This window comes from Nocardia sp. NPDC050712 (assembly GCF_040654295.1).
Taxonomy (GTDB): Bacteria; Actinomycetota; Actinomycetes; order Mycobacteriales; family Mycobacteriaceae; genus Nocardia.
Genome location: NZ_JBFAHT010000003.1, coordinates 1 through 25,867 on the forward strand (window position 1 = coordinate 1; position 25,867 = coordinate 25,867).

Sequence of the window (25,867 nt, forward strand, 5' to 3'; positions counted from 1 at the left end):
CGATGACCATCCGCAGCCGCGATCACCAAACGACCACCACTGACAGCGGCAGACCAGAACTCCCACACCGACAAATCGAAGGTCGCCGCGGTCTTGAGCAGTACCGCGTCTTCGACACCGAGACCGAATTCGGCGGTCTTCCACAGCAACTGATTCACGATCGCCGCGTGCGGCACCGCCACACCCTTGGGCTGACCGGTCGACCCGGACGTGAAGATCACATACGCGGTGTTGGCCGCGCTCAGCACCCGAACCCGCTCCGCCGCCGTGACCGGAGCATCCGAGTAGGCCGACAGCTCCAACTCGTCGATGCGCACCGATTCGGCTGCGGCGGTATCGAATCCGTCGCGACCGGTGGTCAGCACGCACACCGGCGCGGCGGTGCCCAGGATGTAGTCGACGCGGTCGGCCGGCTGATCCGGATCGACCGGCACATACGCCGCACCGGCTTTCGCGACCGCGTACATGGCGATCACCAGATCGGCGGAGCGGCGGATGGCCAGGGCGACCCGGTCCTCCGCACCGACGCCACGCTCGATCAGATACCGCGCCAAACGGTTCACGCGGGCGTCGAGATCGGCGTAGGTCAACTGCTCGTCGGCGGTGACCAGGGCGATCGTGCCGGGCGCGGCCGCGGCGACGGTCGCGTCGAACATCGACACCAGCGTGGCCGCGGTATCGACCTGCCGCACGGTGTCGTTCCAGGACCGCAGGATACGGGTGGCCTCGTCGGCCGCCAGCAGGTCGATCTCGCCGACCGGCACCGTGGCGTCGGTGAGCACCGCGTCCAGCACCCGCACGAACCGGTCCGCGAAGCCCTGCACCGTGGCCTCGTCGAACAGGTCGATGGCGTAACCGAATTCGGTGATCACCTCGGCCGGCGTGCCGTCCTCGGCGTACCGGTCGTAGAGCGTGACGTGCAGATCGGTCTTGGCCAACTGCGAGTCGAAGTTGACCGCGCTCACCGTCAGGCCGGGCAGCGCCAGCTCGGTCTCGGCCAGGTTCTGGAACGACAGGCCCACCTGGAACAGCGGGTTGCGCGCGGTGGAGCGCTCCGGGTTGAGCACCTCGACCAGCCGCTCGAACGGCACGTCGGCGTTGGCGAACGCCTCCAGGTCGCGCTCGCGCACCTCGGCGAGCAGCTCGGCGAACGACGCGTCCGGGCGCACCGGGGTGCGGAACACCAGGGTGTTGACGAACATGCCGATCAGGTCGTCGAGTTCGCGTTCGCCACGGCCCGCGATGGGGGTGCCGACCGCGATGTCGTCGGTGCCGGACAGGCGCGCGAGCAGCACCGCGAGCGCGGCGTGCACCACCATGAACAGCGACGCCTGGTTGGCGCGCGCCAGCTCGTGCAGACGGGCGTGCTGCTGCGGCGACAGTTCGAAGCGAATCGCCTTGCCCTGGAACGACTGCGCGGGCGGGCGCGGCCGGTCGGCGGGCAGCTCCAGCTGGTCGGGCAGGCCCGCGAGCGCCTGCTGCCAGTAGGCGACCTGCTGGGCGGCCAGTGATTCGGCGTCCTCTTCGGAGCCGAGCACCGAGCGCTGCCACAGCGCGTAGTCGGCGTACTGCACCGACAGCGGAACCCACTGCGGTGCGTCGCCGTTGGCGCGCGCGGCGTAGGCGGCCATCAGGTCGCGGGCCAGCGGGCCCATGGACGCGCCGTCGGCGGCGACGTGGTGCACCACGAAGGCGACCACGTGCTCGGCGTCGGCGATCCGGTACAGCGCCACCTCGAGCGGCACCTGCGTGGTGACGTCGAAGGTGGTGAGCGCGAAGCGGATCACGGTCTCGACCAGGTCGGTCTCGGCCACGTCGACCGGCACCAGCTCGGGCGCCGCGGCCACCGGCAGGATGACCTGCTGCGGACCGTCCGCCGAGTTCGGGTAGGTGGTGCGCAGCACCTCGTGGCGGGCCAGCACGTCGCCGATGGCCTGCGAGAGCGCGGGGATGTCCAGCGCGCCCGAGAGCCGCACGGCCAGCGGGATGTTGTCCACGGCCGAGGCGTCGGTGTCGAACTGGTTCAGGAACCAGTACCGCTGCTGGGCCGGGGACAGCGGCACGCGCTCCGGGCGCGGCTGCGCGATGAGCTGCGGCCGGGTCCGGCCCGAGCCCGCGTTGTGCTCGACGTGCAGGGCCAGGTCGTGCACCGTGGAGGCCTCGAACAGGTCGCGGACCGCCAGGTAGGTGTCCAGGGCCGCGCCGAGACGTGCGGTGACCTGGGTCGCCAGCAGCGAGTTGCCGCCGAGCTCGAAGAAGTCGTCGTCCGCGCCGACCCGGGTCAGGCCGAGCACGTCCCCGAACACGCCCGCCACGATCTCCTCGATCGGGGTGGACGGCGCCCGGAACACCTTCGTCTCGAACACCGGCGCGGGCAGCGCCTTGCGATCCAGCTTGCCCGAGGCATTGAGCGGGAACTCGTCCAGCACGACGAACGCCGCCGGAACCATATAGGCCGGGAGCTCGCCACCGAGTTCGCCGCGCACGGCCTCGGCGTCGATCGAATGGCCCGCAGCCGCAATGACATAGGCGACCAGCTGATCACCGAGGCGATCATCCGAACGCACCAGCACCACCGCCTGCGCGATGGAATCCAGACCGGTCAGCGCGGCTTCGATCTCACCGAGCTCGATCCGCAGACCACGCAGCTTCACCTGGAAGTCGGTGCGGCCCAGGTACTCCAGCTCACCGGCAGCGGTCCAGGTGACAAGGTCACCCGTGCGGTACATCCGTGCGCCGTCGTCACCGTACGGATTGGCAACGAAACGATCCGAGGACAGATCCGGGCGTGCCACGTATCCACGTGCGAGCTGGGTGCCCGCGAGGTACAGCTCACCGGGGACACCCGCGGGCACCGGGTGCAGACGCGAATCCAGCACGTACACCTGGGTGTTGAACACCGGTGCGCCGATCGGCACCGAGGCCAGGTCGGCATCGGACACCTCGTGGAAGGTGACGTCGACCGCGGCCTCGGTGGGGCCGTAGAGGTTGTGCAGCCGCGCACCGGTCAGCTCGCGTAGACGCTGCGCGGTCCCGGCGGGCAGCGCCTCGCCGGAGGCGAAGACGTTGCGCAGGGTGCGGCAGGCCGCGGCGGCTTCCTCGGCGACGAACACCGACAGCATCGAGGGCACGAAATGCGCGGTGGTGACGCGCTGCTCGGCGATCAGGCGCGCCAGGTAAGCGGGATCGCGGTGACCGTCGGGCTTGGCCACGACCAGCTTCGCGCCGATCTGCAAGGGCCAGAAGAACTCCCACACCGACACGTCGAAGGTGGCCGGGGTCTTCTGCAGCACCACGTCCTCCCCGTCGAGGTGGTAGGCGCTCTGCATCCACACCAGGCGGTTCACGATCGCGGCGTGCGAGACCGCCACACCCTTCGGGCGACCGGTCGAGCCGGAGGTGAAGATCACGTACGCGGTGTTCGAAGGCCGCAGGCGCGCACGGCGTTCCGACGGCGCGACCGGCTCGGCGGAGTACGCCGACAGGTCGAGCTCGTCGAGCACCAGGGCGTCGGCGAACCCGTCCCGGGTGGTGCTCAGCACGCACACCGGGTTCGCGGTGTCCAGGACGTAGCGGGTGCGATCGGCCGGATGATCCGGGTCCAGCGGCACGTAGGCGCCACCGGCCACGGCGACGGCGTACATGCCGACCACCAGCTCGATCGAGCGCCGCATACCGAGCGCGACCATCGAGTCCGGGCCCACGCCCAGCGAGATCAGATGCCGGGCCAGCTGATTGACCCGGCCGCTGAACTCGGCGTAGGACAGGCTCGTGTCCTCGAAGCTCAGGGCGATCGCGTCCGGCGTCCGCGCGGCCTGCTCCTCGAACATCGACACCAGCGTCGCGGCCGGATCGACCTCGTGCGCGGTGCTGTTCCAGTCACTGAGGACCTGGGCGCGTTCGGCGGCGTCGAGCAACTCGACATCACCGAGCGGCACGCCCGGGTTGGCGGCCACGGCGGCGAGCAATCGCACCAGGCGCCGCGCGAATCCCGCGACGGTGGCGCCGTCGAACAGGTCGGTGGCGTAGGCGAATTCGGCGCTCATGCCGTCGGTGGTGCCGTCCGCGCCGATCCGGTCGGACAGGTTCAGGTGCAGGTCGAACTTGGCGGTCACCACGTCCAGCGGGACGCCGGCGACTTCCAGCCCGGGCAGCTCGAACGTGGCCGCGCCGGTGTTCTGGAACGACAGCATGACCTGGACCAGCGGATGCCGGGCCTGCGAACGGGCCGGGTTCAGGATTTCGACCAGCCGCTCGAACGGCAGATCGGCGTGCCCGAACGCGGCCAGGTCGGTGTCCTTGGTGCGGGCCAGCAGGTCGGTGAACGAGCGGCCCGGATCCACGGCGCTGCGCAGCACCAGGGTGTTGACGAACATGCCGATGGCATCGTCGAGCACCGCTTCACCGCGGCCGGCGACCGCGGTGCCGATGGCGACGTCCTCGCCGTTGGACAGCCGGGCCAGCAGCGCGGCGAAGGCCGCGTGCACGACCATGAACAGGCTGGCGCCGTGCTTGCGGGCCAGGCTGTCGAGGTCACGCACCAGCGATCCGTCGAGCTCGAACTCGTGCACGCCGCCGCGGTGGGTGGCCACGGCCGGCCGCGAACGATCCGAGGGCAGGTCCAGCTGGTCCGGCAGACCCGCGAGGGTCTCGGTCCAGTAGGACACCTGCTGCGCGATCAGCGATTCCGGATCGGTCTCGGCGCCGAGGGTCTCGCGCTGCCACAGCGCGTAGTCGGCGTACTGCACCGGCAGCGGCGCCCAGCCGGGCGCCTCGCCGCGCGAGCGGGCCGCGTAGGCCATCATCACGTCGCGGGCCAGCGGGCGCACCGACCAGCCGTCGCCGGAGATGTGGTGCACCACGAAGACCAGCACATGGGTGTCGCTGTCTTGGACGCGGAACAGCTTGGCGTGCACCGGAACCGCGGCCGTGACGTCGAAGCCGCCGAGTACCAGTTCGCTGATGCGATCCGGAATCTCGCTCTCCGGCACCGTGATCGGCGTCAGATCCGGGTGGTTGTGCCCGGGCGGCAGGATCACCTGCACGCCGTGACCGTCCACGGTCTCCGGGTAGAGCGTGCGCAGCACCTCGTGCCGGTCGACCACATCGCCGACCGCCAGCTGCAGCGCCTCGACATCGAGGGCGCCGGTGAGCCGCACCGCCAGCGGGATGTTGTTGACGGCCGAGTCGGCGTCGAACCGGTTGAGGAACCACATGCGCTGCTGGGCGAGCGAGAGCGGGATAGCGTCCGGACGCGGTCCGGCGACCAGCGCGCCGCGCGCGCCGGTGCCCACGTGGGCCGCCATCCGGGCCGCCAGCGTGCCGACGTTCGGCGCCTCGAACAGCAGGCGGACCGGGACCCGGGTGTCGAGGGCCGCACCGAGGCGGGCCACGACCTGGGTCGCGATCAGCGAGTTGCCGCCGAGATCGAAGAAGTCGTCGTCCAGGCCGACCGGGCGGTCGGTCAGGCCCAGGACCTCGGCGAAGGTACTGGCCACGATCTCTTCGATCGGGGTGGAGGGCGCGCGGAATTCGCGGGCCTCGAAAGCGGGTTCGGGCAGTGCCTTGCGGTCGAGCTTGCCGTTGGGGTTCAGCGGCATCACGTCGAGCACGACCAGGGCCGCGGGAACCATGTAGGACGGCAGCTGCGCGGCCAGATGCGCGCGCAGCGCGTCCACGTCCACGGTTCGGCCGTCGGCGGGCACGACGTAGCCGACCAGCTGATCACCGGCGGGGCTGTCCGAGCGCACCAGCGCCACGGCCTGGCCGACGGAATCGTGTGCGGTGAGCGCGGTTTCGATCTCACCGAGCTCGATCCGCAAGCCGCGCAACTTGACCTGGAAGTCGGTGCGGCCCAGGTAGACGATCGCGCCGTCGGTGCCGCGGGTGACGAGGTCACCGGTGCGGTACATCCGGGCGCCGGACCCGAAGGGGTTGGCCACGAAGCGATCCGCGGTCAGGTCGACGCGGCCGTAGTAGCCGCGCGCCAGCTGATCACCGGCGAGGTAGAGCTCACCCGCGGCGCCGGCCGGGACCGGGTGCAGGCGCGAATCCAGCACGTAGGCCTGGGCATTCCACACCGGGAGACCGATCGGGACCGCGCCGGTGACGTCGGCGGCGACCGGGCCGTGGGTGGCGTGCACGGTGAATTCGGTGGGGCCGTAGAGGTTGTAGAGCTCGGCCGAGCTGACCCGGCGCAGCGCGTGCACCGCGTCGGCGGTGAAGGCCTCACCGGCGATCAGCAGGGCCCGCAGCGAGCCGAGCGCCGCGGTGTCGGCGGCGCCGGCGAACACGGTCAGCATGGACGGCACGAACGAAGTCATGGTGACCTGTTCGGCCGCGATGACCTCGGCCAGGTACTGCGGGTCACGGTGCCCGTCGGGGCTCGCGATCACGATCCGGCCGCCGGTGCTCAAGGGGCCGAACAGCTCCCACACCGAGACGTCGAAGGTGGCGGGGGTCTTGAACAGCACCACATCGTCGGCGTCGATGCCGTATTCGCCGGTGATCCAGCGGATCTGGTTCACCACGGCCGCGTGCGGCACGGCCACACCCTTGGGCCGTCCGGTCGAGCCGGAGGTGAAGATGACGTAGGCCGGGTGCTGCGGGCGCAGCGGAACCAGGCGCTCGGCGTCGGTGACCGGGGTGTCGGAGTACTCGGAGAGATCGAGGTCGTCGATCGCGAGCGCGCCGTCGAAGCCGTCGCGGGTGGTGGTCAGCACGCAGACCGGTGCCGCCGATTCGAGCACGTAAGCGACGCGTTCGGCGGGCTGGTCGAGGTCGAGCGGGACGTAGCCGGCGCCGGCCTCGTGCACCGCGTAGGCGGCGACGACCAGGTCGACGGAGCGGCGCAGGCCCAGGGCGACCAGGGTTTCCGGGCCGACACCTTCGGCGATGAGGCGACGCGCGAGGCGGCGCACCCGGGTGGCGAGCTCGGCGTAGGTCAGCGTGGTGCCGGTAGCCGGGTCGATGATCGCGACCGCGTCCGGGGTGGCCGCGGCCTGGGCCGCGAATTCCCCGGCCAGGGTCAGGCCGCCCTCGTCGCTGCGGCGCAGTGTCGGTGCCTCGTAGGAGGTTTCACCGGCGACGCGCGGGAAGAGGTTGTGCGCGGTGTCGTTCCAGCCGCGCAGGGCCAGCTCGGCCTCGTGCCGGTCGAGCAGGTCGATATCGCCGACCGCGCGATCCGGTTCGGCCACCACGGCGGCCAGCAGCTGGTTGAACCGGCGGCCGAACGCGACCATCGTCTGGGCGTCGAAAAGATCTGTCGCGTAGATCAATTCGGCGGCGATGCCGGTGTCGGGCTGCTCGGTCATGACCAGTTGCAGGTCGAACTTCGCGGTGTCGATCGGCATGCCGACGCCGCTGGCGGACAGGCCGGGCAGTTCCAGCGAGGTCTGGCCGGTGTTCTGGAAGGCCAGCATCACCTGGAACAGCGGGTGCCGGGCCTGCGAGCGGGCCGGGTTCAGGATCTCGACCAGCCGCTCGAACGGCAGGTCGGCGTGCCCGAACGCGGCGATATCGGTGGCGCGCACCGTGCGCAGCAGTTCGGTGAAGGTGGCGCCACCGTCGATCGGGGTCCGCAGCACCAGGGTGTTGACGAACATGCCGATCAGATCGTCGAGCGCGCGCTCACCACGACCGGCCACCGGCGTACCGATGGCGATGTCTTCCTCGCCCGAGAGCCGGGCGAGCAGCACGGCCAGGGCGGTGTGCGCCACCATGAACAGCGTCGTGCCCCGGGTGCGCGCCAATTCCACCAGCTGGGCGTGGGTTTCGGGCGCGATCTCGAAGGCGTGCGTCGCGCCGCGGCCCGAGGCCACGGCCGGGCGCGGGCGGTCGGCGGGCAGATCGAGCTGCTCGGGCAACCCGCCCAGTGCCTGCCGCCAGTACGAAACCTGGTCGGAGATCACCGATTCCGGGTCGTCCTCGGAGCCGAGCACGGCGCGCTGCCACAGCGCGTAGTCCGCGTACTGCACCTCGAGCGGCCGCCAAGCGGGCTCGCCGCCCTCGACGCGAGCGCCATAGGCGATCATCACGTCCCGGGTGAGCGGGCCCATGGAGAAGCCGTCGGCCGAGATGTGGTGCACCACCAGGGCGAGCACGTGCTCGGTCGGGCTGACCTCGAACAGCCGGGCCCGGAACGGCACCTCGGCGGTGACGTCGAAGGCGGTCTGCACGAACTGCGAAAGCCGCAGCGGCAGCTCGACCTCGGTCACGTCGACGGGCGCGAGATCCGGGATGACCTGGCCGGTCGGCACCGTCTGCTGATGCGCGGCGCCGTCCAGCTCGGGGTAGTAGGTGCGCAGCGACTCGTGGCGGGCCAGCACGTCGGCGACCGCGATCTGCAACGCCTGCCGGTCCAGCAGACCGGACAGCCGCACCGCGGCCGGGATGTTGTCCACGGTCGACTCGGGGTCGAACCGGTTCAGGAACCACATGCGCTGCTGCGCCAGCGACAGCGGCACCCGCTGCGGGCGCGGCTGCGGCACCAGGGCGGCCCGGCTGCCGCCGCCGGCGCGCGACTCCACGCGGGCGGCCAGCGCGGCCACCGTGGAGGCCTCGAACAGTTCCCGGACACCGAGATCGGTGTCCAGCGCCGCGGCCAGGCGGGCCGCGACCTGAGTGGCCGAGAGCGAGTTGCCGCCGAGCGCGAAGAAGTCGTCGTCCAGGCCGACCCGCTCCGCGCCCAGGACCTGGGCGAAGGTGTCGGCGACGATCTCCTCGACCGGGGTGGTCGGCGCGCGGAACACCGCGGCCTCGAACACCGGCGCGGGCAACGCCTTTCGATCCAACTTGCCCGAGGCGTTGAGCGGGAACTCGGCGAGCACGATGACCACCGCGGGCACCATGTAGGCGGGCAGCTGCCGGCCCAGGTCCTCACGCACCAGCTCGGTGTCGACGTGCATGCCCGGCGCGGCCACGACGTAGGACACCAGCTGATCGCCGAGCCGCTGATCACCGCGCACCACGACCACGGACTGGGCGATCTCGTCGAGCGCGGTCAGCGCCGACTCGATCTCGCCGAGCTCGATGCGCAGACCGCGCAACTTCACCTGGAAGTCGGTGCGGCCCAGGTATTCCAGCTCCCTGTCGGCCGTCCAGGCCACCAGGTCACCGGTGCGGTACATGCGGGCACCGCCGGCGCCGAACGGGTTGGCGACGAAGCGGTCGCTGGTCAGGTCCGGGCGCGCGACGTAGCCGCGGGCCAGCTGGGTGCCCGCGAGGTACAGCTCACCCGCGACACCGACCGGGGCCGGGCGCAGACGCGAATCCAGCACGTACACCTGGGTGTTGAACACCGGAGCGCCGATCGGCACGGTATCGGTGTCGGCCGCGGTCACCTCGTGATAGGTGACGTCGACGGCCGCTTCGGTCGGGCCGTACAGGTTGTGCAGCGCGGCGCCGGTGAGCTCGCGCAGGCGATGCGCGGGCTTGGGCGGCAGGGCCTCACCGGAGGCGAAGACCATGCGCAGCGAACTACGCTCGCTTGCGACTGCTTGCAGGTCGCTCGAAAGGGTCTGCGCCGCGGCGGCATCCGCGACGAAGACGGCCAGCATGGACGGCACGAAGTGGGTGACCGTGACCCGCTCGGTGGCGATGATCTCGGCCAGGTAGGCCGGATCGCGATGACCGTCCGGCTTGGCGATGACCAGGCGCGCGCCGATCTGCAAGGCCCAGAAGAACTCCCACACCGACACGTCGAAGGTGGCGGGGGTCTTCTGCAGGATCGCGTCGGCCTCGGTGAGCCCGTACTCGGACTGCATCCACACCAGGCGGTTCACGATCGCGGCGTGCGAGACCGCGACGCCCTTGGGCTTACCGGTCGAGCCGGAGGTGAAGATGACGTACGCGGTGTTGCTGGGGCGCAACCGAGTTCGGCGCTCGGCCGCGCCGACCGGGGTGTCGGAGTAACCGGACAGGTCGAGCAGATCGATGCGCACCTGGGCGGTATCGATCTCCAGGTCACTGTCCGAGGTCAGCACACACACCGGATCGGCGGTCGCGAGAATGTATTCCGTGCGCTCGGCCGGATGATCCGGATCCAGCGGCACGTACGCGCCACCGGCCAGGACCACGGCGTACATGCCGACCACCAGGTCGACCGAGCGCCGCATGCCCAGGGCCACCGAGGTTTCCGGGCCGACGCCGCGGTCGATCAGCCAGCGCGCCAGCGGGTAGACCCGGCGGGCGAACTCGGCGTAGGACAGACTCGTCCCCTCGAAGGTGAGCGCGGTCGCGTCCGGCGTGCGGGCCAGCTGCGCCTCGAACATCGAGACCAGCGTCGCGGAGGCGTCCACCTCGTGCGCGGTGTCGTTCCAGCCGCTGACCACCAGCTCGCGCTCGGCGGCGTCGACCAGCTGGATATCGCCCACGGCGCCCGCGGGTTCGGTGGTGATCGCGGTCAGCACCCGGATCAGGCGATCGGCGATCCGGCGCACGGTCTGCTCGTCGAACAGGTCGCGCACGTAACCCGCGCGGATCCGCAGTCGCGCGTCCAGCTGCGCGATCAGGGTCAGCGGGTAGTGCGTGGCGTCGGCGGCGTCCAGGCCGGTGACCGCCATCCCGTCGATATCGGCGGCCTGGGCCTGGATGCCCGCGGCGTCCACCGGGTAGGACTCGAACACGACCAGGGTGTCGAAGAGGCCGCCGATGCCGGCGGCGGACTGGATGTCGGCCAGGCCCACGTAGTGATGGTCGAGCAGGTCGGCCTGCTCACCCTGCACCCGAGTCAGCACCTGCCGCACCGATTCCGACGGATCGAAGCGCACCCGCACCGGCACGGTGTTGATGAACAGGCCCACCATGTTCTCGACACCGGCGAGCTGCGCCGGGCGGCCGGAGACGGTGGTGCCGAACAGCACGTCGTCGCGGCCGGTCAGCCGGCCGACCAGGATGCCCCAGGCCACCTGCAGCACCGTGTTGGCGGTGACGCCGAGGCCGGCGGCCAGCTCGGTCAGGCGCGCGGTCGCGGCCTCGTCGAGCTCGAAGAAGTACTCACCGGACAGCGCGGCGATCTCACGCCCGGCGTCCGGACGGGAGAGCAGCGTCGGTTCGCCCACGCCGCGCAGCGCCTCGGACCACGCGGCCACCGAGACCGAATGATCCTGCTGCGCGGTCCATTCCAGGAAGTTCCGGTAGGACCGGACCGCGGGCAGCGCGGCGGTATCGGCGTGCAGCGCGTAGAGCGCCAGCAGATCCCGCATCAGCAGCGGCATGGACCAGCCGTCGAGCAGGATGTGGTGGTTGGACACCACGAACTGCCAGCTGTGCGCCTCGGTCTGGATCAGCGTGAAACGGATCAGCGGCGGCGCGGTCAGGTCGAAGCGGCGCAGCCGGTCGGCCTCGATCAGGTCGGTAGCCTCGCCGGAGTCCAGGCGATCGTGCTCGGCCCAGGCGACGCGGACGTTGTCCAGCACCAGCTGGACCGGGTTGCCCGCCTGGTCGGTGACGAACGCGGTGCGCAGGTTCTCGTAGCGGTCCATCAGCGCCTGCGCGGCGGCCCGCAGGCGCGCCGGGTCGACGTGACCGGCCAGGGTGAGCACCGCCTGCGCGGTGTAGACGTCCACCGAGCTCGCGGCCAGGCGGGCGTGGAAGAGCAGGCCCGCCTGCAGCGCGGCCAGCGGCCACACGTCGGCCAGCTCGGCCCGGTGCTTGCTCGCGACGTGCTGCTCCCAGCCGTCGATATCGCGCTGCGTGCTGCGCACCAGCGCGAAGTCCGACGGGGTGTGCCCGCCGGCGTCGGCCGACTCGGCATGCCGGGCCACCGCTTCCAGCGCGGCCGTCCACAGCTCACCGAACTCGCGGACCTCCGCGGCCTCGAGCAGCGTCGACGGGTAGCCGATGTTCGCGGTCAGCTTGTCGCCGGTCACGATGGCGTTGATGTCCAGCGGCGCGGCCGCGGGCATGTCGGCGTCGTAGCTGCCGCCCAGCGCGCCGAGCTCGGGCGCCGGAATCCAGCCGAAGCCGCGCAGCGCCTCGGGCACGTCGTTGTCCGAGACCCGGCCCAGGTAGTTGAAGCTGACCTGCCCCGGCAGTTCCGCGGGCAGTTCCGCCGCGGTGGCCGGGTTCAGGTAGCGCAGCATGCCGTAGCCGATGCCCTTGTCCGGCACCGCGAGCAGCTGCTCCTTGATCGCCTTCACGGCCTGTCCGAGCGCCGGTCCCCCGGCCAGCGCGGCATCGATGTCGATGCCGGACAGGTCGAATCGGACCGGGAAGATGGTGGTGAACCAGCCGACCGTGCGCGAGATGTCCGCGCCCGGCACGACCTCTTCCTCGCGGCCGTGGCCCTCGAGCCGGATCAGCAGCGAATCGTCGGCGCGGGTTCCGGTCCGGCGGGCCCGCCACTTGGCGGTCGCCAGGGCCAGCGCGGTGAGCAGGCCGTCGTTGACGCCGCCGTGGAACAGCGCCGGCACCGTGGTCAGCAGGGCCTTGGTGACCTCGGCGGAGACCTCGACCTTCAGCCGCTCGACCCGGCCGGAGGTATCGCGGGCCGGATCCATCGGCCGCTCGGTGAGCAGCGGATCCGTCGCACCGGCGACCGCCTGCCAGTATCCGAGTTCAGCGGTGCGCTCGGGGCTTTCGGCCTCCTGCCGCAGGGCGTGCGCCCAGGTGCGCATGGAGGTCGCGGGCGCGACGAGCTCGGGTTCCTGACCCGCGCCGATCTGACCCCAGGCCGCGACGAAGTCGGGCACCAGGATGCGCCAGGACACGCCGTCGATGACGAGGTGGTGCGCCAGCACGAGCAGCCGGCCCATCCGGCTGGAATCCGAGGGCGCCAGCCACACGAACCGGACCACGACGCCCGCGGCGGGATCCAGCCGATCCAGCGCGGAATCCAGTGCGGCCGTGGCGATCTCGACGAGTTCCTGGTCGGAGACGCCGGCGTCGAACTCGACCCGCTCGAGCAGCGCGTCGACATCGACGGTCCCGGGCGCGGCGGTCTCGACGACCCAGTCGCCCGCGTCGCGGCGCAAGCTCGCCCGCAGCATGTCGTGGCGATCGATGACCGCGCCGACCGTCCGGGCGATACCCGCCCGCTCGATGCCGATCGGCAGTTCCAGCGCCATGGTCTGGTTGAACCGGTCGAACGAACCCGGCCGCTCGGCCATGAACCGCACCACCGGGGTGAGCGGCAGGACGCCGACGCCGCCGCCGGGCAGCTCGGGCAGCACCGTCGCCGTGGCCTCGGCGGCCTCGACGGTTTCGGCCACCGCGGCCAGCCCGGCCACGGTGCGCTGCTCGAAGACGTTGCGCGGGGTGAACACCACGCCGCGGGCCTTGGCCCGCGAGACCAGCTGGATGGAGACGATGCTGTCGCCGCCCAGGGCGAAGAAGGAATCGTCGACGCCCACCCGCTCCAGGCCGAGCACCTCGGCGAAGACCTCGGCGATGACCTGCTCGACGGGGTTGCGCGCGGCCCGGAACACGGCCTCGGCCGCGAATACCGGCTCCGGCAACGCTTTTCGGTCCAGCTTGCCGACCGGGGTCAGCGGCACGCGGTCGAGCACCATGATCGAGGACGGCACCATGTAGGCGGGCAGCCGGTCCTCGAGCATCGCGGTCAGCTCGGCGATATCGATCGAACGACCCGGCGCGGCAACGACATAGGACACCAGCGAGGTGGCGCCGGCGGCGCTCGTGTGGCCCAGGGTGGCCGCGAAGTCGACGGTGTCGTGGCCGCTGAGGGCGCTGTCGATCTCGCCGAGTTCGATGCGGAAGCCGCGGACCTTCACCTGGAAGTCGCTGCGGCCCACGTACTCCACCGCGCTGTCGCCGGTCCAGCGGACCACGTCGCCGGTGCGGTACATCCGCGCGCCGTCGAGATAAGGGTGCGCCACGAAACGGTCGGCGCTCAGGCCGGGACGGGCGTGGTAGCCACGAGCCAGCTGAATGCCGGTGATGTAGAGCTCACCGGCCACGCCGACCGGCACCGGCCGCAACCGGTTGTCCAGGATCAACGAGCCGACGCCGCGGATCGGACCGCCGATCGGCATCGGGTCGCCCGCGACCAGCGGGGTGCTGATGTTGACCACCATGGCGGTCTCGGTCGGGCCGTAGACATTGTGGAACCGGCGAATCGTGCCGTCCGCCAACGGGGTTGCCCACTTGGCGATCAGCTCGGGCGAGTACGCCTCGCCGCCGACGGCCAGCAGTCGCAGGTCGTCCAGATCGTTCGGCGCCATGGTCGCCAGCGCGGCCGGGGTGATGAAGACATGGCTGACCCGCTCCCGGCGGATCACCTCGGTCAGCTCGTCGCCACCGTAGACACCGGTCGGCACCACCACGAGCGCACCGCCCGGCCCGAGCGCCAGCAGCAGCTCCAGGATCGAGGCGTCGAAGCTCGGCGAGGCGAATTGCAATGCGCGGCTGGACGAATCGAGCCGGTAGTTCTCGATCTGCGCGGTCGCGAAGTTGGCCAGCACGGCGTGCGAGACCACCACGCCCTTGGGCAGGCCGGTGGAACCGGAGGTGTAGATGACGTAGGCCGCGCTGTCGGTGCGCAGCGGGCGGACCCGGTCGGCGTCGGTGATCTCGCCGCCGTCGTAGGCGCCCAGATCCAGGTCCTCCAGGACCAGCCAGCGGGTGGACCGCGGCAGGTCGGCGTGCACAGCGGCGACCGTGAGGCCGACCGGCGACCCGGAATCGGTGAGCATGTGCTCGATCCGGTCGGCCGGGTAGGTCGGGTCGACCGGCACGAACGCGGCGCCGGTCTTGGACACCGCCAGCGAGACCAGCCACGAATCCGCGGACCGCGGAATGCTGACGACCACCAGGTCCTCGGTGCCGATGCCGGCGGCGATCAGCAAGCGCGCCAGGCGGTTCGAGCGCTCGTCGAGCTCGCCGTAGGACAGAGTCGTCCCCTGGTACACGATCGCGGGCGCGTGCGGATCCCGCGCCGCCGCGGTGACCAGCAGGTCGGGCAGGGTGCGCGGGGCGACGGCGGGGCCGCCGGTGCGCGCGACCAGGTCGGTGCGCTCGGCGGCGTCGAGCACCTCGATATCGCCGATCGTGACCGCCGGGTCGGCGGCGACGGCTTCCAGCACCCGCCGCAGTCGCGTCGCGAATCCGGCGGCGGTCGCCGCGTCGAACAGGTCGGTCGCGTAGGTCAGCGCGAGCGTGGTCGCGCCCGCCGCGTTCTCGGCGAAGGTGAACTGCAGGTCGAAGCGCGCGACGCTCTCGGCGAGTTCGAGCGCCGAGACCGTCAGGCCGGGCAGTTCCAGGCTGGTGCGATCCAGGTTCTGCAGGGACAGCGCCACCTGGAACAGCGGATTGCGGGCCTGCGAGCGTTCCGGCGCGAGCAGCTCCACCAGCCGCTCGAACGGGACGTCGGCATTGCCGTAAGCGTCCAGGTCGGTGGTGCGGACCCGATCGAGCAGCTCGGCGAAGGACTCCGAGCCCTGAATGCCGGTGCGCAGCACCAGGGTGTTGACGAACATGCCGACGAGGTCGTCGAGGGCCTGCTCGCCACGGCCCGCGATCGGGGAGCCGATCGCGATGTCCTCGGTGCCGGTCAGGCGGGCCAGCAGCACCGCGAGGGCGCCGTGCAGCACCATGAACAGCGAGGCGCCCCGCTGCCGGGCGATCTCGTCCAGCGCGGCGATCAGTTCGGCGGGCAGTTCACGCTCCAGCGTGGCGCCGCGCAGCGAGGCCACGGCCGGACGTGGCCGGTCGGTGGGCAATGTCAGCTCGTCGGGGAGCCCGGCCAGCGCCTGCTGCCAGTAGGCGACCTGGCTCGCCAGCAGCGAGTCCGCGTCGTCCTCGCTGCCGAGGACCTCGCGCTGCCACACGGCGAAGTCGGCGTACTGCACCTGCAACGGCGCCCAGCCGGGCGCGCTGTCCTGGGCACGCGCGGTGTAGGCGAGCATCACGTCGCGGCTGAGCGGGCCCATGGAGAACCCGTCACCGGCGATGTGGTGCACGACCACGACGAGCACGTGCTGGTCGGCGGCCACCCGGTAGAGCCGGGCCCGCAGCGGAACCTCTTCGGCCACATCGAATCCGACGGTGGCGAACTCGGTCACCGCGGTGATCAGCTCGGCCGCCTCGACCGGCACCGGATGCAGATCGAGCTCGACGTCCTCGGCCGGGACGATCAGCTGCACCGGGCTGCCGCCGTGCTCGGGGTAGCGGGTGCGCAGCGACTCGTGCCGGCGCACCACGTCCGCGATCGCCGCACGCAGCGCCGCGACGTCGAGCGCGCCGGTGAGCCGCAGGGCCAGCGGCAGGTTGTAGGCCGCGGAGGCGGTGTCGTACTTGTTGAGGAACCACATGCGCTGCTGCGCGAAGGACAGCGGCACCAGCTCGCCGGCCCGGCGCGAGCGCGCGACCAGGCGGGCGCGGGCCGCGCCGGTGTGTGATTCCAGCCGCGCCGCCAGCGCTTCCACGGTGGAGGCCTCGAACAGCGCGCGCACCGCGACGGTAGCGCCGAGCGCCGCGCCGATCCGGGACGCCACCCGGGTGGCGATGAGCGAGTTGCCGCCGAGCTCGAAGAAGTCGTCGTCGACGCCCACCCGGGGCAGGTCGAGCACCTCGGCGAAGACGGTCGCGATCGCCTCCTGCACCGGGGTGACCGGCGCACGGAACTTGCGGGCCTGCACGGCGGGCGCGGGCAGCGCGCGCCGATCCAGTTTCCCGTTGACGGTCAGCGGAATCCATTCCAGGCGCACCAGCGCCGTGGGCACCATGTAGGACGGCAGTCGCTCGCCCGCACCGGCGCGCACCACGTCCAGATCCGGCGCCACGTCTGGGTCGGAGACCACGTAGGCGACGATGCGCTGATCGCCCGGCTGGTCCTCGCGCACGATGACCGCGGCCTGGGCGATGCCCGGCTGGGCCAGCACGGCGGCCTCGATCTCGCCGAGCTCGATGCGGAAACCGCGGACCTTCACCTGATCGTCGGCGCGGCCCAGGTATTCGAGCTCGCCGAAGCGGTTCCAGCGGGCCAGGTCACCGGAGCGGTACAGGCGCGCACCGCCGCCGCCGAGCGGGTTGGCCACGAAACGGGTCGCGGTCAGGTCCGGGCGGCGCAGGTAGCCGCGCGCCAATTGCGGTCCGGCGACATACATTTCGCCCGCGACACCGACCGGGACCGGCTTGAGCCGGTCATCGAGCACGAACACCCGCAGCCCCGCGATGGCGCGGCCGACGATGCTGCCGGAGGCGGCGGCGATGGTCGCGGCGTCCAGCGCGCGGTAGGACACGTGCACCGTGGTCTCGGTGATGCCGTACATGTTGACCAGCAGCGGACCCGTCCCCGGCGACAGGCCGTCGCCGTGGCGCGCGATCCAGTCACCGAGCCTGCGCAATTCGAGCGCCTCGCCGCCGAACACCACGTAGCGCAGGGCAAGTGGCGCGGCGCCGGACGCGGCGATGCGATCCGCCTCGGCCAGCTGGTAGAACGCGGACGGCGTCTGGTTGAGCACCGTAACCCGTTCCCCGCGCAGCAGTTCCAGGAACTGCTCGGGTGAGCGCGAGGTGTAGTAGTCCACGACCACCACGGTGCCGCCGAACAGCAGCGGGCCCCACAGCTCCCAGACCGAGAAGTCGAAGGCGTAGGAGTGGAACAGCGTCCACACGTCCTCGGCGCCGAAGCCGAAGTCGCGGTCGGTATTGGCGAACAGCCGCACCACATTCCGGTGCGCGACCGCCACGCCCTTGGGGCGGCCGGTCGAGCCCGAGGTGTAGATGACGTAGGCGACGTGATCCGGCGACAGCGGCGCCAGGCGGTCGGCGTCGGTGATCGGCAGATCGTCGGCGTCCTCGACATCGCCGGTCTCCACGGCGAATCCGTCGAGCACCACGCTCGGCAGTTCCGCGGGCACCCGCACCTGGACGGTGGAGTCCAGGATGACGCTCGTCGGCCGGGAGTCCTCGAGCACGTAGGCGATGCGGTCGGCCGGATAGGTCGGGTCGACCGGCACGTACCCCGCGCCGGTCTTCACCACGGCCAGCAGGGCGACGACCAGGTCCAGCGAGCGCGGCAGGATCACCGCGACCAGCGCTTCGGGCCCGGCGCCGTCGGCGATCAGCCGGCGTGCCAGCACGTTCGCGCGGCGGTCGAGTTCGGCGTAGGTCAGCGCCTCGTTGCCGAACTTGGCGGCGGTGTGGTTCGGGTGCGCGGCCACCATCTCGTCGAACAGCTCGACCAGGGTGATCTCGGAATCGGCGAAACGGCCGGTCGCCGTGTCGTTTCCGGAGGAGACCCAGCGCTGCGAGACATCCAGGCGCTCGGCTTCCCCGAGCAGATCGATGTCGCCGACAACGATCGCGGGATCCTCGGCGACGCTGCGCAGGATGCGCACCAGGCGATCGGCGAAGGCCGCCACCGTCTCCGGATCGAACAGTTCGGTGGCGTAGTTCCAGGACAGCGCCATCTCGCCGGTACGCGTCGTGCCGACGGTCAGCTGCACGTCGAACTTGGCTGTGCCCGCGTCGAATTCGACTACGTCGAGGTCCAGGCCGGGCAGTCCGACGGTGCCCATGTCCGAGGCCGAGGCGGCTTCGAAGGTGAGCGCCACCTGGAACAGCGGATGATGAGCCTGCGAGCGCGCGGGGCTGAGCACGTCGACGAGCCGCTCGAACGGCACGTCGGCGTGCGCGAACGCGGCCAGGTCGGTGCGGCGGACCTGCTCGAGCAGGTCGCTGAACTTGGCGCCGAGGTCGACCGCGCTGCGCAGCACCAGGGTGTTGACGAACATGCCGACCAGGTCGTCCAGCGCCCGCTCACCACGACCGGCGACCGGGGTGCCGATGGCGATGTCGGTGCTGTTGGACAACCGCGCGGCCCAGGTGGCGAGCGCGGCGTGCACCACCATGAACAGGGTGACCCCGTGCGCGCGGGCAGTGTCCTCGAGCGCCTGACGCAGCTCGGCGTCGATCGAGAAGTTGTGCAGCCCACCGGTATTGGCGGCGATCTCCGGCCGCGGCCGGTCGGCGGGCAGTTCGATCTGCTCGGGCAGATCACGCAGCTGCTCGGTCCAGTACGAGATCTGGCGCGCGGCCACCGATTCGGGATCGCTCTCGGCGCCGAGCACCTCGGCCTGCCAGAGCGCGTAGTCGGCGTACTGCACCTCGAGCGGCGCCCAGCCGGGGATCTCGCCCCGGGCGCGCTCGGTGTAGGCGAGGACGACATCGCGCAGCAGCGGGCGCAGCGAGAAGCCGTCACCGCTGATGTGGTGCATCACCAGCACCGCGACATGGGTGCGCTCGTCCAGGCGCAGCAGCTGCGCGCGGAACGGGGCCTCGCGGGTGACGTCGAAGTGCACACTCGCCAGTTCTACGATGCGCGAAGCCAATTCGGCGTGCCTGACCGGTTGCGCGGTGAGCTCGAACCGGACCTCGTCGACGGGCAGCACCCGCTGGAAACCGGTGCCCTCCACCTCCGGGTAGACGGTGCGCAGCGCCTCGTGGCGGGCCAGCACGTCGGCGATGGCGGCGCTCAGCGCCGCGACGTCGAGATCACCGGTCAGCCGGATGGCGACCGGGATGTTGTTGACTGCGGTCTGGTTGTCGAAGCGGTTCAGGAACCACATCCGCTGCTGTGCCTGCGAAAGCGGCGCCAGCGCACCGGCCGCGCGCGGCCGTGCGGTCAGCGGGGCCCGGCCGCCTTGTCCGGCAGCCGATTCCACGCGTGCGGCCAGCGCCGCGACATTGGCGGTCTCGAACAGCAGGCGCACCGGCACCTGCGTATCGAGGGCCTCGCCGAGGCGCGCCGCGACCTGGGTCGCGACCAGGGAGTTGCCGCCGAGGGCGAAGAAGTCGTCGTCCAGGCCGACCCGGTCCACCCCGAGCACCTCGCCGAAGACGCCGGCCACGATCTGCTCCACCGGGGTGGCGGGCGCGCGGAACTCGCGGGCCTCGAAGACCGGTTCCGGCAGGGCCTTGCGGTCCAGCTTGCCGGAGGCGTTGAGCGGGAACTCCTCCAGCACCAGGTAGGCGGCGGGCACCATGTAGGTCGGCAGCTGCCGGCCCAGGGTGTCCTTGACCGACTCGATGTCGATGGCCCGGTCCGGGTTCGCGACCAGGTAGGCCACCAACTGATCGCCGGTGTGCTCGTCGTGGCGCACCACGACCACGGCCTGGGACACCGAACCCTGCGCGGTGAGCGCGCCCTCGATCTCGCCGAGCTCGATGCGCAGGCCGCGCACCTTCACCTGGAAGTCGGTGCGGCCCAGGTATTCCAGTTCACCGTTCGGGGTCCACACCACGAGATCGCCGGTGCGGTAGGCACGATCGCCCAGCGCGCCGAAGGGGTTGGCGACGAAACGGTCCGAGCTCAGATCGGGACGGCCGACGTAGCCGTGTGCGAGCTGCGCGCCCGCCAGATAGAGCTCACCCGGGACGCCCACCGGCACCGGGTGCAGGCGCGCGTCGAGCACCAGCACCTGGGTGTTGAACACCGGCGCGCCCATCGGCACCGAGCTGATGTCGGCGTCGACGACCTCGTGGAAGGTCACCTCGACCGCGGCCTCGGTGGGGCCGTACAGGTTGTGCACGCGGGCGCCGGTCAGCTCCCGGATCCGCTGCGCGGCGGGCGCGGGCAGACCCTCGCCCGAGCAGAACACGTGCCGCAGCGAAACACAGTGCGCGGCAGCGTCTTCGTTGATGAACACCGACAGCATGGACGGCACGAAGTGCGCGGCGGTGATCTGCTCGCGCTGGATCAGTTCGGCCAGGTAGGCCGGATCGCGGTGCCCGTCCGGCTTGGCGATGACCAGGCGCGCGCCGATCTGCAAGGGCCAGAAGAACTCCGGCACCGACACGTCGAAGGTGGACGGCGTCTTCTGCAGGCCGACATCCTCGGCGGAGAGCCCGTACTGGGCGTGCATCCACACCATGCGGTTGACGATCGCGGCATGCGAGACCGCGACGCCCTTGGGGCGTCCGGTGGAACCGGAGGTGAAGATGACGTAGGCGGTGTTGCCGGGGCGCAGCGGGCGGTGCCGCTCGGCGTCGGTCAGCGGCGCGTCGGAGAACGCTGACAGGTCCAGCTGGTCGATGCGCACCTGACGCGCGGAGGTGTTCGCCAGGTCGTCCCCGGAGGTCAGCACGCAGACCGGCCGGGCCGTATCCAGGATGTGCTCGATGCGCTCGGCCGGGTGATCCGGGTCCAGCGGCACGTAGGCGCCGCCGGCGGCCTGCACGGCGTAGACGCCGACCAGCAGATCCAGCGAACGCCGCATACCCAGGGCGACATACGATTCCGGGCCGACACCGGACTTCTTGAGCCAGCGTGCCAGGCGGTGCACCCGCGCGGCGAACTCGGCGTAGGAGAGACTCGTCCCCTCGAAGGTGAGGGCGGTCGCGTCCGGCGTGCGCTCCACCTGGGCCTCGAACATCGACACCAGGGTCGCGGCGGCATCGCCGATCGGCGAGGTCAGCGCGGCGTCGACGTCGAATTCGGTGTCGTTCCACCGATCCAGGACCAGGGCGCGTTCGGCGGCGTCGAGCAACTCGATGTCGCCGAGGGTGACGGCCGGGTCGGCGGCCACACCGCGCAGCACCCGCACGAAGCGATCACCGAACGCGGTGGCGAACGCGGTATCGAAAAGATCGGTGGCGAACACCAATTCGGCGTCCATGGCCGACTCGCGACCGTCGCCGGCGACCTCGCCCAGCGACAGCTGCAGGTCGAACTTGGCTGTCGGCTGGTCGATTTCGAGTTCCGAGACGCGCAGACCCGGCAGCTCCAGCGCGGTCCGGCCCAGGTTCTGGAAGGACAGCATCACCTGGAACAGCGGATGCCGGGACTGCGAACGGGCCGGGTTGAGCACCTCGACCAGTCGCTCGAACGGCACGTCGGTGTGCGCGAAGGCCTGCAGGTCGCGCTCCCGGACCTGCGCGAGCAGCTCGGTGAACGATTGCGCCGCATCGACATTCGTGCGCAGCACCAGGGTGTTGACGAACATGCCGACGAGATCGTCGAGGCCCTGCTCGCCGCGGCCCGCGGACGGGATGCCGATGGCGATGTCCTCGGTGCCGCTCATCCGCGCCAGCAGCGCGGCGAAGGCCCCGTGCACCACCATGAACAGCGTGGTGCCGTTGGCGTGCGCGACCCGGTTCAGTTCCTCGACCAGGTCCGCGGGCACCCGGAAGCGGTGTGTCCCGGCCTGATACGACGCGACGGCCGGACGCTGCCTGGTGGACAGGCGCAGTTCCTCCGGCAGCCCGTCGAGCGCGTCCCGCCAGTAGTTCAGCTGACCGGTGATCAGCGCGCCCGGATCGTCCTCGGAGCCCAGGGTCTCGCGCTGCCACAGCGCGTAGTCGATGTACTGCACCTGCAGCGGCGACCAGCCCGGCGCGGCATCGGCGCGGCGCGCGATGTAGGCCGACATCAGGTCGCGGACCAGCGGGCGCATCGAGAAGCCGTCGGCGGCAATGTGATGCACGACGACCGCGAGCACGTAGTCCTGGGTGGTGTCGCGCCAGCGGTGACCGCTGCCCGGGCGGGCATCGATCTGGAAGACCCGCAGCCGGACCGGCGGCTCGGCGGTGACGTCGAACCCCTCGATCGCGAAATCGTAGAGCGCGAGCGCGATCTCGTTCTCGGCGACATAGTCCACGTCCAGGCGCGGCACGGCCTGCGAGGTGGGCAGCACCTGCTGGTAGGCGATGCCCTCGTGGGACGGGTAGATGGTGCGCAGCGACTCGTGCCGCGCGATCACATCGGCGACGGCCTGGCGCAGCGCGTCGATGTCGAGCTGGCCGTGCAGGCGCACCGCGACCGGGATGTTGCTGGCGGCGGAATCGGCGTCGAAGCGGTTCAGGAACCACATGCGCTGCTGCGCCAGCGACAGCGGCGGGTGCTCCGGGCGCTCGACCGGGGCCAGCGCCGGGCGCGAGCCGGTGCCGGCGTGCGCCTCCAGGCGACCGGCAAGCGCGGCGACGGTCGGCGCCTCGAACAGCAGGCGGACCGGGACGCGCGTGTCCAGGGCCGCGCTCAGGCGGGCCACGACCTGGGTCGCGATCAGCGAATTGCCGCCGAGATCGAAGAAGTCGTCGTCCAGGCCGACCGGGCGCTCGGCCAGGCCGAGCACCTCGGCGAAGGTGCCGGCCACGATCTGCTCGATCGGGGTGCCGGGCGCGCGGAACTCGCGGGCCTCGAAGACCGGCTCCGGCAGGGCTTTCCGATCCAGCTTGCCGTTGGGGTTCAGCGGCATCACGTCGAGCACGACGATGGCGCCGGGCACCATGTAGGACGGCAGCAGCGCGCTCAGGTGGGCGCGCAGTTCATCCAGGTCGATGACGGCGTCGCCGGCCGGAACCACATAGCCGACGAGGTGGTCGCCGGTGCGGCTGTCCGAGCGCACCAGCGCTACCGCCTGGGCGACGGAATCGTGTGCGGTCAGGGCGGTTTCGATCTCGCCGAGCTCGATCCGCAAGCCGCGCAGCTTGACCTGGAAGTCGGTGCGGCCCAGGTAGACGATCGACCCGTCGGCAGTGCGGGTGACGAGGTCACCGGTGCGGTACATCCGGTGGCCGCCGGTCCCGAAGGGGTTGGCCACGAAGCGATCCGCGGTCAGATCGACACGGCCGTAGTAGCCGCGCGACAGCTGATCACCGGCCATGTACAGCTCACCGGCGACGCCGGCCGGAACCGGGTGCAGTCGCGAATCCAGCACGTAGGCCTGGGCATTCCAGACCGGCAGGCCGATCGGCACCGCGCCCTCGACGGTCGCGGCGACGGGGGCGTGCGTGGCGTGCACGGTGAATTCCGTAGGGCCGTACAGGTTGTAGAGCTCGGCCGAGCTGACCCGCCGGATCGCCTTGACCTGATCGCCGGTGAACGCCTCACCGGCGATGAACAGGGTGCGCAGCGACGCCAGCTTGGCCGCGCCGCCGGTGGTGTCGGCGCTGCCCGCGAAGACGGTCAGCATGGAGGGCACGAACGAGGTCATGGTGACCCGCTCGGTCTCGATCACGTCGGCGAGATACTGCGGATCCCGATGCCCGTCCGGGCTCGCGACCACGATCCGGCCACCGGTGCTCAAGGGGCCGAACAACTCCCACACCGACACGTCGAAGGTGGCAGGAGTCTTGAACAGCACCACATCATCGGCGTCGATGCCGTATTCGCCGGTGATCCAGCGGATCTGGTTCACCACGGCGGCATGCGGAACCGCGACACCCTTCGGCCGTCCGGTCGAGCCGGAGGTGAAGATGACGTAGGCGGGGTGCTGCGGGCGCAGCGGGGCGCGGCGATCGGCGTCGGTGAGCGCGGCGTCGGAGTAGCCCGATAGGTCCTCGTCGTCGACGCTGATCGTGGACAGACCGGTGGCGCCGAAGCCGTCCCGGGACGTGGTCAGCACGCAGACCGGTGCCGCCGATTCCAGCACGTAACCGATGCGTTCGGCGGGCTGATCGAGGTCGAGCGGCACATAGCCGCCGCCCGCGGCCTGCACCGCGTACGCGGCGACGACCAGGTCGACCGAGCGGCGCAGCCCCAGCGCGACCAGGGTTTCCGGGCCGACGCCGGCCACCACCAGGCGGCGGGCCAGCCGGTTGACCCGGCTCGCGAACTCGGCGTAGCTCAGCGCGGCGCCGGTCTCGGGGTCGACGAGGGCGACCGCGTTCGGGGTCGCCGCGGCCTGGGCGGCGAACTCGGCGACGAGCGTGCCCGCGGAGTCCAGCGCCCGAGCGGTGTCGTTCCAGCCCAGCAGGGCCAGGTCGCGTTCGCGCTCGTCGAGCAGCTCGATATCGCCGACGGGCACGTCCGGGTCCGCGAGGATCGCGGCCAGGATCCGGTCCAGCCGGGCGGCGAACGCCGCGACGGTGTCCTCGTCGAAAAGGTCCTGCGCATAGGAGAACTCGGCCGACATCCCGGTCGATTCGCCGTGCTCGTCCTGGATCTCCTGCAACGTGAGCTGCAAGTCGAACTTGGCCAGCCCGGCGTCGTAATCGATGCCGTTGATCGACAGGCCGGGCAGTTCCAGGTTGGCCTGCTTGGTGTTCTGGAAGGCCAGCATCACCTGGAACAGCGGATGACGGGCCTGGGAGCGGGCCGGGTTGAGCACCTCCACCAGGCGTTCGAACGGCACGTCGGCGTGGGCGAAGGCGTGCAGGTCGGTCTCGCGCGCGGTGGCGAGCAGGTCCGCGAAGCTCGCGGTCTGCTCGATCCGGGTGCGCAGCACCAGGGTGTTGACGAACATGCCGATCAGGTCGTCCAGCGCGGCCTCACCGCGACCGGCGACCGGGGTGCCGATCGCGATGTCGTCGCTGCCGGACAGGCGCGAAAGCAGCACCGCCAGCGCGCTGTGCATCACCATGAACGGCGAGGCGTTGTAGCGGCGACCCAGCTCGATCAGCGCGCGCTGGGTCTGCCCGGCGATCACGAACGGGTAGGTGCCACCGCGGTAGCTGGCCACCGCCGGACGCGGCCGGTCCGAGGGCAGCACCAATTCGTCGGGAAGATCGGCGAGTTCGCGCGCCCAGTAGGCGATCTGGTTGGAGATCAACGACTTCGGGTCGTCCTCGGACCCGAGGACCTCGCGCTGCCACAGCGAGTAGTCGGCGTACTGCACGGGCAGTTCCGACCAGGCCGGGGGCTCCCACAGGGTGCGCGCGGCGTAGGCGACCATGACGTCGCGGGCCAGCGGGCCCATGGACCAGCCGTCGGCGGAGATGTGGTGCATCACCATGCCGAGCACGTACTCGGTGTCGCTGATCTCGAAAAGCCGGGCGTGCAAAGGGACTTCGCTGGTGACGTCGAAGGCCATCGACGCCAGGTCGATCAGGTGCTCGAACAGCGTCGCCTCGGTCACCCGGTACGGGGTGAGGTCGGGCACGATCTGCGCCGCGTCCAGCACTACCTGCACGGGGCCGCCCGTGGTCTCCGGGAACACGGTGCGCAGCGACTCGTGCCGGTCGA

At 71.0% G+C, this 25,867-nt stretch carries 1 protein-coding gene (cut by a window edge); it reads right to left on the reverse strand.

The window, feature by feature from the left end:
* On the reverse strand, positions 1 to 25,867 hold part of the coding region annotated (locus tag AB0H76_RS20670) for a non-ribosomal peptide synthase/polyketide synthase (RefSeq protein ID WP_357326293.1) (this coding region is incomplete at its 3' end). The annotated region continues 6,499 nt past the right edge of the window; 25,867 of 32,366 annotated nt are visible.